The sequence below is a fragment of the Sagittula sp. MA-2 genome, assembly GCF_030126985.1.
Lineage (GTDB): Bacteria > Pseudomonadota > Alphaproteobacteria > Rhodobacterales > Rhodobacteraceae > Sagittula.
Genome location: NZ_CP126145.1, coordinates 338,865 through 347,739, shown reverse-complemented (window position 1 = coordinate 347,739; position 8,875 = coordinate 338,865). Strand labels below are relative to the sequence as shown.

Annotated in this window: 17 protein-coding genes; all 17 read right to left on the bottom strand. The window is 61.7% G+C overall.

Features of this window, described 5'->3' with window-relative positions; genetic code table 11:
• Positions 1–42: 42 nt before the first annotated feature.
• The 17 genes from QNI11_RS01790 to QNI11_RS01715 all read right to left on the bottom strand — a co-directional run bounded on the left by QNI11_RS01790 (position 43) and on the right by QNI11_RS01715 (position 8,565).
• Positions 43–1,818 (bottom strand): terminase large subunit, encoded by a 1,776-nt coding sequence (locus QNI11_RS01790; protein ID WP_283982115.1) that lies wholly within the window; start codon positions 1,816–1,818, stop codon positions 43–45.
• Positions 1,796–2,203, bottom strand: coding sequence for a P27 family phage terminase small subunit (locus QNI11_RS01785; RefSeq protein ID WP_283982114.1), 408 nt, complete (start codon positions 2,201–2,203; stop codon positions 1,796–1,798). Before QNI11_RS01785 ends, QNI11_RS01790 begins: the two co-directional genes overlap by 23 nt.
• Positions 2,204–2,382: 179 nt before the next feature.
• Positions 2,383–2,616 (bottom strand): HNH endonuclease, encoded by a 234-nt coding sequence (locus tag QNI11_RS27700; protein ID WP_373418417.1) that lies wholly within the window; start codon positions 2,614–2,616, stop codon positions 2,383–2,385.
• A gap of 273 nt (positions 2,617–2,889) precedes the next feature.
• Positions 2,890–3,429, bottom strand: coding sequence for a hypothetical protein (locus tag QNI11_RS01780; RefSeq protein ID WP_283982113.1), 540 nt, complete (start codon positions 3,427–3,429; stop codon positions 2,890–2,892).
• On the bottom strand, positions 3,426–3,557 hold the full coding sequence (locus QNI11_RS01775; RefSeq protein WP_283982112.1) for a hypothetical protein: 132 nt from the start codon (positions 3,555–3,557) through the stop codon (positions 3,426–3,428). Before QNI11_RS01775 ends, QNI11_RS01780 begins: the two co-directional genes overlap by 4 nt.
• Positions 3,554–3,862 (bottom strand): hypothetical protein, encoded by a 309-nt coding sequence (locus tag QNI11_RS01770; RefSeq protein WP_283982111.1) that lies wholly within the window; start codon positions 3,860–3,862, stop codon positions 3,554–3,556. Before QNI11_RS01770 ends, QNI11_RS01775 begins: the two co-directional genes overlap by 4 nt.
• The gene (locus QNI11_RS01765) at positions 3,859–4,047 is read right to left on the bottom strand and encodes a hypothetical protein (RefSeq protein WP_283982110.1); all 189 of its coding nucleotides are present in this window, start codon (positions 4,045–4,047) and stop codon (positions 3,859–3,861) included. The genes QNI11_RS01770 and QNI11_RS01765 overlap by 4 nt, the downstream gene beginning before the upstream one ends.
• 3 nt (positions 4,048–4,050) lie before the next feature.
• Entirely contained in the window at positions 4,051–4,473 is a 423-nt protein-coding gene (locus QNI11_RS01760; RefSeq protein WP_283982109.1) for a hypothetical protein, read from the bottom strand.
• A 50-nt stretch (positions 4,474–4,523) separates the two neighbouring features.
• A complete protein-coding gene (locus tag QNI11_RS01755; RefSeq protein WP_283982108.1) occupies positions 4,524–5,231 on the bottom strand; it encodes a helix-turn-helix domain-containing protein in 708 nt (235 codons plus the stop codon).
• A gap of 4 nt (positions 5,232–5,235) precedes the next feature.
• Positions 5,236–6,621 carry a DnaB-like helicase C-terminal domain-containing protein gene (locus QNI11_RS01750; RefSeq protein ID WP_283982107.1) on the bottom strand — a complete coding sequence of 462 codons (1,386 nt, stop codon included), beginning with the start codon at positions 6,619–6,621 and terminating at the stop codon, positions 5,236–5,238.
• Between the two features lie 5 nt (positions 6,622–6,626).
• A complete protein-coding gene (locus tag QNI11_RS01745) occupies positions 6,627–6,755 on the bottom strand; it encodes a hypothetical protein (RefSeq protein WP_283982106.1) in 129 nt (42 codons plus the stop codon).
• 106 nt (positions 6,756–6,861) lie between these two features.
• On the bottom strand, positions 6,862–7,032 hold the full coding sequence (locus QNI11_RS01740; RefSeq protein ID WP_283982105.1) for a hypothetical protein: 171 nt from the start codon (positions 7,030–7,032) through the stop codon (positions 6,862–6,864).
• Positions 7,029–7,406, bottom strand: a complete 378-nt coding sequence (locus QNI11_RS01735) for a hypothetical protein (protein ID WP_283982104.1) — start codon at positions 7,404–7,406, stop codon at positions 7,029–7,031. The genes QNI11_RS01740 and QNI11_RS01735 overlap by 4 nt, the downstream gene beginning before the upstream one ends.
• Positions 7,406–7,897, bottom strand: a complete 492-nt coding sequence (locus tag QNI11_RS01730) for a DNA N-6-adenine-methyltransferase (protein ID WP_283982103.1) — start codon at positions 7,895–7,897, stop codon at positions 7,406–7,408. Before QNI11_RS01730 ends, QNI11_RS01735 begins: the two co-directional genes overlap by 1 nt.
• Entirely contained in the window at positions 7,884–8,081 is a 198-nt protein-coding gene (locus QNI11_RS01725) for a hypothetical protein (protein ID WP_283982102.1), read from the bottom strand. Before QNI11_RS01725 ends, QNI11_RS01730 begins: the two co-directional genes overlap by 14 nt.
• Positions 8,078–8,359, bottom strand: a complete 282-nt coding sequence (locus tag QNI11_RS01720) for a hypothetical protein (protein WP_283982101.1) — start codon at positions 8,357–8,359, stop codon at positions 8,078–8,080. The genes QNI11_RS01725 and QNI11_RS01720 overlap by 4 nt, the downstream gene beginning before the upstream one ends.
• Positions 8,360–8,367: 8 nt before the next feature.
• A complete protein-coding gene (locus QNI11_RS01715) occupies positions 8,368–8,565 on the bottom strand; it encodes a hypothetical protein (protein ID WP_283982100.1) in 198 nt (65 codons plus the stop codon).
• Positions 8,566–8,875 lie beyond the last annotated feature (310 nt).

Here is an 8,875-nt window from a genome sequence, read left to right as displayed (position 1 = left end):
CTAGGGCCTCTCAGCCAACCCAAAATGCCCATCCGGCCCCCTTTACAGGATCAGCGCGCCGCGCGATGCGTACACGCTTGCCCTGCTTTCCATCGCCGCCGTCGCAGACCCTACGGCCATTGCCAGCGTAACAACGCCGTCGATCCGGCCCCGCGACCGCGCCTTGTCAAACATCCGGTTGCCGAAACCATCCTCGCGAATGATGGCGTTCTGCGCGCAAATGCTCGTCAGCTTGTTCTTGTCGATGACCACCGTGCCTTTCAGCATGTGGTCCTCCAACTGCGTGATGCTGGTGGGCATACACAGGTATTTTCCGTCGAAGCTGACATGGTGGCCCTGCTTGTGACGCACGATCCGAAGGCCACTCCCCGTCTCGTCGTCGCCTTCAATCCAGTATCCGAAACCGTCCCTCTGGAATGCCTCGCACAGCTTTTCGAGGTGTGCGCTGTCAACCGCCATCTGCACCACGTTGTGCCGCCCGCACATTTCGATGATCCGCGCGGCAATGAACGTGTAGTCGATTACGCGCCCCGGCGTGATTTCGATAAGGCCAGCCGCCTCCAGTTCGCGATAAGGGATAGCATCCGCCGTTGAGCGATCTTCGACCTCGTAGTCACGCGTCCAGTACCAAGTCTTGACCCCCAGCTTGTCGCCTTCCCACGCTGCTGTCAGCGCGGTCAGGTCGTTCTTCTCCGAGAGGTCCAGCGCCAGATGGCAGCGCCGCCCCTTCATCGCCTCCTCGTCAACCTCGCCCTGCGCCTCCTCCCACGCCTGCTGCGAGGTCCAGAAGCCGGCCGAGCCAACCGGAATGCCAAAATAAAGGCGCTTCGTCGTGAGCTGAGTGCTGATCTGCTGCTTGGCCGTGACCACCAGCTTGCGCACGTTGTCCACCGGATAGGTCAGCCCCAGAGCGGGCAGAGCCTTGATCCAGCAGCTTTCGTCATTGAGGGGATCGTCCTCCGCGTCAACTCGCGCGATGTAGCCGAACACGCTGTCATCGCTGAACTCGCCCGTGAGTACCTTCTGAACAAAGATGCTGTAGTCGGTACCCACGTGCTGATCGACAGATGGGGTGTTCGTGCCAAGCATCAGGATGCTGTCGCCGTGCTTCTTCGTCACGGCGGCGCGCCACATCTCAATGGCCTTGTTCGATTTCATCTCGTGGATTTCGTCGCCCGCCACGAGGATGGGCTTCGGCCCTGAAACGGCGTCGTTGTTGGCCAAGGGTTGCATTGAAGACCCAGACGCGGTGTGCTCGATCTTATAGGCCAGATCACCTGTGCCGCGGATGACGAAAGCCGCTTCCTCCAGCGTCATCCCTCCCTTGCCAGGGATCGGCGCCCGGAGCATCGCTACAGCATCACGAAACATGACACGCGCCGTGTCCTTGGTCTCACCGATGCAGTAGACCTCAGCCCGCTTACGTCCATAGAAGCCCGCCAGGTAGATCCCGACCGCTGCCATGAGCGGCGACTTCGCCTGCCCCTTGCCGGTCTCCAGCCAGACAAACCGGAACCGGATGAACCCTTCCGCGGTGCGCCAGCCGAAAATGCTGCCGACCGTGAACAGGTGCCACGGCAACAGGTGGAACGGCTCGCCTTCCTTCGCGCCCTCGGTGATCGACAGCATGGCAGGGAAGAACCGGATAGCCCTTTCCGCCTGCTCTACGCTCCATGTCAGACCGCGCGCCGCACCGGTCTCGAGGTCGTCAAGGTGGCGCTGGCATTGCGCCCGAACGAACTGCCCCGCGACGATCTTACCTGAAACCACATCCCGCGCGTATTGCGTGGTCTGATCAGTGGGCGCCGAGGAATTCATCAGCCGCCGTTGTCCCGCCCGGCTGGCGTGGCGCCTCTGCCTTCGCGCCGACACTCTCGGGCGTCAGGGTCAGTGCCTTTTCCAGCTTGGCGATCTGCTCGGCCATGTTCTTCACCTGCGACCAGAGCATGTTGACATACTGCCCGCCGTCGTCGCTCTCGCGCACCGGCCCCTGGGCAACCGCAATCGGGTGGTAGTGCAGGTATTCCGCCGTATGCCTCACGAGGCGATCCAGCGTCCGCGCCCGCGCTCGATTCCAAAGCCCGCGCTCTTCGAGGTCAGCCTTGTACTCCTCCCACAGGACTTTCGCCTGCTCAGCCATCGCGCCGCCGTCATCGTGGCCCGCGAAAATGTCACCGTACCGGGGGCGCTGAATCCGCGTCATCGTCGGTCCTCCAAATAGGTCAGCACTACACCCCTACTTCGGGGAGAAGATATTGCGCACGCAGGGGCGCGACGGGTTTCCGGGTCAAGGGCTCTAGACTTTCTACCCTCCCCCCCCCCGATTACAGCGACGTACAGGCCGATTTTAGGCCCGTCAGGCGCCCACCTCGACGCGGGCCGCTACCCCCACCGCTCTCCAGCCCTCGCCTTCGCAGCGGCGATCATATCGGCATCAGGCCAGTGCGCTGCCTCGATGCTCTCACAGGTGGCGTGGCACGCTCGGCAGATCAGTTGAAGGTTGGTCAGGTCGTGGGCGAGGTCGGGGCGCAGCCGCCACGGGCGGAGGTGATCGACTACCGGGGCGCGCCTGCCTGTCTTGCCCCTGAGGGCTGCGGGTAGTGGAGCGCGACACATCGCGCATAAGCCATGCTGCTGGGAATAGAGGGCGGTTGCATATCGGTCCCGGCTCGCGCTCCCCGCCCTACCTGAGAACGGGTGAGCCATGGTCTCGCCCCTGTGTGTGGAGTGTCGTTGTCTTTGGAATGGCGTAGCCAGTTGGCGTGGCCCTGTTTCAGCCACGCCCTATGCCGTGAACCGCTCGGCCCTTGGGCGGCAGGATCACATGCTGCTCCGCCTATATGGCGGCTCTGGCGAGAGAATGGCACAAGACGGGTCTTGACACAAGCCTTAGCCCGTCCGCTTCACATCCAGCGGATCGACGGGCACCTCCACGTCCTTCCCCATGATCTGGACCTGCATGCGAAGCTTGGGAAAGAGCGCTTCCTCTGTCTCTTGGACACCGCAGAACTTGGCGAGCCGGTCGCGGAATGGTCCCTCGCGGATCAGGAGGCTCTCCCCGATCTCGTACTGGTCAGCGATCTCCCCGGCCTCGATCATGCGCTCCGTCATCGAAACGGCGTTGGCGCAGCGTTCGACCCATGGCTCGATCTGCTTCTCCCAGACCATTGCCGAGATGTAGAGGTGGCCGCGAAGCACGTCCTTGATGTCCCAGCATCGGTAGTAGGATCGCGCCGGGCCGCGGGCGACGATCAGCTTCGGCCATACCTGGTCATACCATCGGCGCGGCCGGCGGTCGTTGTTGCGGCGCTCGTAGAACAGCACCTGCGGGGCGTGGGCCACGGCGCCGAGATCGCGCATCGCCTCGCATACGTCCTGCTCTGCCCCGCGGCGCGACTTGAACGCCCAGCTGATTTTGTTGCCTGTCATTCCTCGCCTGCCATTTCTGCCTGATAGCCCTTCACCATTCTCGCGGCGATCTCGCCCACGTTCCCCGGGAAGAGCGTGATGAAGAGAACGACGAGAAGGATTGCAGAGGCCGTGCTTTTGTCCCTCATTTTCCCGCATCCCGTTCCCTTGTCCGCGCATGGCTGGCCTTGATACCTGCAATTTGGCGTTTGTACCAAAGCTCATCCGCGCCAAGGTTTTTCGCCCATTTCGCGCACACCTCCCAGCCAACACGCGCTCGCGCGGCCTCATCCCGCAGGCAAGTGTTCTCCGCCAAGATGGATCGAATTGTGTCGCGATAATCCGCCAGATCTACCGGCTGCCCATCTGCGCACTGCCTGTCGGTCAGGGATGCTGCCCAATTTACGTGGGACCAATCAACAGCTTCTACTTCGCTCTTCGGTGCTTCGCTCATTCTGCGATCCTCCAGTCCGGTGTGTCCGTCAGGGCGATCCACTCCGACGAATGGTCCCGCCCGTAGTGCGTCCCGCTCATGGGGTCGTATTCGAGGTACGTGTAGGTGCGGCCGTAGCGGTGGACGATGCCAGTGCCTCGGGTCAGTCCGCGATGGCTGAGGGTGTGCAGGGTGTCGTAGGTCATTTGTCAGCCCTTAATCTGCGCGATCACGTCGCCACGCGTCATACCGCAGTACATGGCGATTACCCCGGCGGGATGGCCTGCTTCGTGCATCCGCCACATTTTCGCGGAGCGATCAGAACGCTTAGAAGGGACCGCAACAACGACTTCCGGGATGCTGTTGTTTGCGACGACTGGAGCCGTCTCTGGTTCGTGCCGCGGATTCCGGAATTTGACGCCTAATCTGGAGGCCATAGCATAAACCGCGCCGATACTTTTCCCTCGCTTCTTGGCGCACTCCGCTGCCGTCAGCCCGCTCTCTGCGTCAGCCTTAATCTGCGCACGAATTGCCTTCTTGGAGTTCTTGAATGTGATATCGTGGACCTGTGCCATGTAGTAGACGGTCCCATGGTTGACGCCGAGATCCTTTGCGCATTCGGACAGGGTCATGTGCTCTCGTGCACGGTAGTCATCTACGGTGTAGCCTTTTCTTCCAAACTTCATCCGAGCCTCCCGACCTTGCGCATCCACTCGATATGGCTCAGCTGTCCACCGTTGGATTTTTGCTTAGAGACGGGTCGCGGCCTGAGGTCGTCGTCCCAACGCTCGCCGTTGAGCCATGTGGCGGGGTGAGCGACATATCGCGGCTCAGTCCCGGCGCTCACTCTGGCAAACCGCTTCATGCCCTCGATGATCTGACCGGCGCTCGCCTTTTTCAGCGCTCGCTTGAACGCAGGCCTTGCGTTGCCCTTCCCCACCTTCCGCGGACACTCCCTCCAAAATTCCTCGAAGAGGTCAGCATCAATGTCGGATGACGATTTCGACATGTTTGAGGGTTCTTGGGGGTTCATTGAGGGTTCGGGCGCAGCTCCTGCGGGGGGTGGGGTGCAGCTCCTGCGGGGGTGGGGTGCAGCTCCTGCGGGGTGCAGCTCCTGCTGGGGTGCATCTGCTGCGGGGGTCTTTACCTTGTAGGTGTTCGTCCCGTGGGGGCCTTCCTGCCGTCCGATAGCAAGATACCCTAGAGCTTCAAGCCTCTTGATCGCGCCTTGCACGGATCGGACACTCAGCCCTGTTCTGGACTGCAGGCGCGAGACAGATGGATAGCTTTTCTCGTTCCTTCCGACGTGATCCGCGATAGCCAGAAGGACCAACCTGTCTGTTGCAGGGAGTTCGCTTTCCCATGCGATGCTCATTGCCTCGATGCTCATTGCCTCACTCCCAAATCCTGTTGATTGCCGGGTTGAAGTGCACATGCGCCGTTCCGATCTCGCCCTGCCTCTGCTTGGCTACGATCAGTTCAAGGCGGTTGTGCGCGTGCCGCATGGCGTCTTCCCAAGCGGCTAGGTCATCTGCGTCCGAGCCGTCAGGCTTGGCGCGCTCGATGTAGTAGCTGTCGCGGTAGCAGAAGATGACGCCGTCCGCGTCTTGCTCCAGTTGACCGCTCTCCCGTAGGTCGCTCATGATCGGGCGCTTGTCCTCGCGGCTTTCCACCGCTCTGGACAGCTGCGAAAGCGCGACGACTGGAGCCTCAAAGCGCATCGCCAGCCCCTTCAAAGCAAGCGATACCTCGGTAATTTGCTCGTACCTGGACTTGGCGTCAGACCGCATCAGCTGGGCATAGTCCACCAGAACCAATGGCCGCTTTTCGCTGCCCTTGTGCTTGCGAAGAATCTGGCGGGCACCTGACTGCAGTAGGTTGGCGTCGGCAAACTCCTTGGGGAGAAACGAGATAGGAAGGTCTGACAGCATAGCCGCAGCCCGCTTCATGTCCTCGCCCTGCTTGGCGCTGTACTCTCCGTTGCGGAGGTTGGCATAGGACACTGCGCAGTTGTTCTGCGCCATCTGCTCAGACAGGGCTCGAACGGCCATTGCACGCGGTATCATTTCGAGCGATGCAATGATGACCGGATGCCCGGCCCTCGCAGCGTTCAAGCCGATGTTGAGCATCACGCCGGTCTTGCCCATCGACGGGCGCCCACCGAGAAGCCACATATCGCCCGGATAGAAGCCTCCGACGAACCGATCCAAGGCTGGTATGCCGGACGATACACGCCCTGACGTGTCACCCTGGAACGCCGCCACGCTATCCTTGACCGCATCCATGATAGCGGCGGTCATGCTCACGGATTTTAGCGAGCGCGTCTCCGTGACAGACAATGCCGCCTCGATCTTTGACGCCACATCACTGGCGCGGATCTCGCCGGAGTTCAGGTCGCTGATAGCGCGCGCCATGAGGTCCATGAGGTCGCGCTTGGCCTTGGCCTCACCCAGCACCTCGGCATAGCTTGCCGCCAATCTCGGCGAGACGGCATGGCCTGCGATCTTAGCCAAATAACCCTTGCCGCCCAGCTGAGCGAGAACGCCAAGGCTTTCTGTCGGGAACGAAGCTGCCACCGTTACCGGTGTCACGGGCTGGTCGTTGGCTGCCAGACCTGCGCACACCTTGAAGATGGTGGCGTGCACCGGGTCATAGAACAGACCCTTTCCACCGTGGGAGTGCACCACGTCCACACCGCAGAACCCGGTAAGAATGGCGCCCAAAAGCTGCTGCTCTGCCTCGATTGAGTGCGGCGGCATGTCCGGGTTGATCGTCTCCACCCTGCTCACTTTTGCACCGCCTTGACGATGCCAGCGGCCAGTGCGCCGATGCTTTTCCAGCTGTCACATTTTTTGTTCTGGGACGAATTGCTTGCCGACTCGGCAACGCCTATATTACCCGTGATTTCGGGCATACCCGGACCTCCTTTGCAGGTTCGCATGCCAAGGGCCGGGTTGGTGTTGGTAGCACCTTCTCGGCCCGTTCCTTTTGTATCATGTTCTCCATGTGTTCCGCAAGGGTCAAGCATTGCCAACCCCCTTGATTTCATGACGAATTTCACGCGCACGAGCGATCAACGCAGCGCGCTCACCCGGCAGTTCAGGCCGCGCCTGTATCTCGGTGATCTGCCACCACCAGCCGTCTATTTCCTGACCGGTCAGGGTGCGAATGCGGTCCAGCACCTCCGTCATAACAACGGGCCGCGAGGATCGGCGGGGCGAGCGATGCGAAAGACCACCTTGCCGGGCTTGCCAGAACCGGCCCAGACACGCGGGTAATCCACGGTGAACCCCTTGTCGTCGCAGCCCATGGCGTCTGCAATACCGTCGATGTAGGCCTTGAGGCTGGAGGGTACGTTGTGGATGTCGCCGCGCTTTGTGGGCGGGTAGTATTCAATGAAGATGGTGGCGTTCGGGATGCGCTCGATGCGCGGTGCCTCAAGGCAGGCCATGTGCGCCATTTGACGCGCGCAGGCTTTCTCCGTGTGCACCTTCGCCCAATGCGCACGGCTGTTGCTGTGCAGCACCCAATTCGGCCACGGGAGGGTGATTTCCTTGACGGTCATCAGGCGGCCCTCCGCGCGCATCCAGCAGTCATGCCAAGGCCTGAACTGCTGATCGCCTCAACGGCACGACCGCCGCAGGCCAGGAGCGCTGTGCCAGTGCCGGGGCTTTGGCCAAGCGTTCCATCTTGGCGCTCGAATTTGATCTTCGGCGACACGAAGCAAATGGCGTCTGCCAACGGCGCAAACTCTTGGAACCACGGGGCCGAAGTCCGGTCGGGAACCAAGGCAATGCCGTTTCCGTGGTCGAAGAAGCGTGCCAGCCACTCCCGCTTTTGTCGCTGGTGACCAAACGGCGGATTCATCCAGACGAACCCGTACCAACGTTTTTGCAGGCCGTTGTCGATCATGTGATACCAATTCCAGCATGGAACGTGGCGCGGCCCTTCGACAGGCGCCGCAACATCAAGGTCGAAGCGCTCGGCAAGGGCGTTGAATATGTATCCGGGCGTGTACCACTCGTCGGTCTCCCCAGCTTTTTCATACGCAGCCATGACCCGCCTCCACTTCCGCCCTGATGGCGTCCAGAAAAGCGCGCTGCACAGCCTTCTTCGCCTTGGATATGGCCTGTGTGCACTTGCGGCGCCTTGCCCTCTGCAGCTCTGCCACGGCGTCCAGATGCTTTGCTCTGGCGATGGTGGCGCGTATGCGGGCGTTGGTGTTCGGGTCGCGGGTCATGCTGCAAGCCCCTGCTCTTTGCGCCACTTCCGCAGCGTGACAGGGTGAACGCCGATGGCCTCCGCCGCTCGGTTGTAGAGCCGGAAATGGCGGATCGACTGCCGGTACATATCGGGCGTCAGCCAGTGCAGCTTGTTGCGCGGGTGAGCCGGAAGGTCATTGCGCTTACGCCAGTTGAACACGGCCAACTTGGTGACGCCGAGGCGATGCGCGATATACCTGTCTGGCGCTCCTCTCTCGTACAGATCCAGAGCCTTTTCGTGGTCGATGCGGGGCATGTCGGCTCCTACGTGTCCTTGCCTTTTGTGCATGTGCCGCCGATGAACAGCAGCTTTACGCCCGGTACTTCCGACGCACCGACGTACTCCTGGTACGCCTTGCCGATCTTCCGGCACTCAAGGGCGTCATTGAAAATCTGGGTGTGGCGCTGACACTCTGCCTCTTGGCCTTGGGCTAGGCAGATCGTGATGGTCAGGAGCCACATGGCCTCGCCTCACTGTGAAAAGGGGCGGGAGCCGAGACCCCCGCCAGTTGCCCGGCCCGGGCGGTGCCCCGAGCTGGGAGAATGGATTGCCACGTCTCGCCGTGGCCGCGCCGCGTTGCGCCGATTTGACGGCACTGTCATTCCCTCCCCGCCCAGACCATCGGCATCGGCGCCTTGTTTGGGCGCGGTGCGGTTGCCGCGCCAGAAAGACCCGGACGGGGAATTTGTGGCGGGCAGAGCCTTGGCCCCGCCCGCGTGCCGCCCGTGAGTGGTGGGAGCGGCGGCATTCGTGAATTTTCCGTGACGGCCT